Origin of the sequence: Mesorhizobium sp. M1A.F.Ca.IN.022.07.1.1, assembly GCF_003997575.1 — a bacterium.
In the GTDB taxonomy this organism is placed as follows: Bacteria; Pseudomonadota; Alphaproteobacteria; order Rhizobiales; family Rhizobiaceae; genus Mesorhizobium.
On record NZ_RZST01000647.1, the window covers coordinates 1 to 1122 of the forward strand.

The 1122-nt window shown below is 65.0% G+C and carries 1 protein-coding gene; it reads right to left on the minus strand.

All coding sequences use genetic code 11. From position 1 onward, the window contains the following. A partial coding sequence (locus EOA75_RS33095) for a DEAD/DEAH box helicase (RefSeq protein WP_164747767.1) occupies positions 1-1122 on the minus strand: 1122 nt, incomplete at both ends.

Sequence of the window (1122 nt, forward strand, 5' to 3'; positions counted from 1 at the left end):
CTTTCCTTCGGATCGCGCTGCGGGTCGGGACTGCCGAGATGATCGGCAATGACCGGAAGCTTCATGCGGATGATGCGCTCGACCTGCCGCAGCTTGCCGTTCTCCGATGGATCGCAAAGCGTGATCGCGATGCCGTCCCTGCCGTTGCGGCCGGTACGGCCGATACGGTGGACATAGCTCTCCGCTTCGTCCGGCAAGTCGAAATTCACGACATGGCTGATGCCTGGGACGTCGATGCCGCGCGCGGCGATATCGGTCGCCACCAAAATACGCACCGAGCCGTCGCGGAAATCGTTGAGCGCCTTCTGACGCGCGTTCTGCGACTTGTTGCCGTGGATCACTGCGGCATCGAAGCCGTCGCGGGCAAGGTCCTTGGTGACGCGGTCGGCGCCATGCTTGGTGCGCGAGAACACGATGACCGAGCGCATCGCCTCGTCGGCCAGCATCTTGGACAGCACTTGGCGCTTCTGCTTGGTGCGGGCAAGCACCACGCTTTGCACGATCTCGGCCGCCGTCGTGCTCTGCGGGGAGACTTCGATGCGGACGGCGTCCTTCAGCAAGTCCTTGGCGAGTTCCGCGATCTCGTTCGGCATGGTGGCCGAGAACAGCGCGGTCTGGCGGTTCGGCGCGGTCGCCTTGGCGATGCGCTTGACGTCGTTGATGAAGCCCATGTCGAGCATGCGGTCGCCCTCATCGAGCACCAGCCATTTGGTATCGGCAAGGATGAGGTCGCCTTCCCGCACCAGGTCGGTCAGCCGGCCGGGCGTGGCGATCAGGATATCGACGCCGGGTGCGATCTTCTTCACCTGGCTGTAGCGGGAGACGCCGCCGAGCACGAGCGCGGTCGAGATGTGCGCGCCCTTGGCGAGCAGCTTGATGGTGTCCTCGATCTGTACCGCTAGCTCGCGTGTCGGCGCCAGGATCAGCGCGCGCGCCGTCTTTGGCCGGCGCTTCGTGCCGAGCCCGATGATCTTCGACAGGATCGGCAGCGCGAAAGCCGCCGTCTTGCCCGAACCGGTCTGAGCAATGCCGAATATGTCACGGCCTTCGAGCTGCGGCGGGATCGCCTGCACCTGGATCGGCTTCGGATCCGTGAAGCCCGCGGCATTGGCGGCCTTGAGC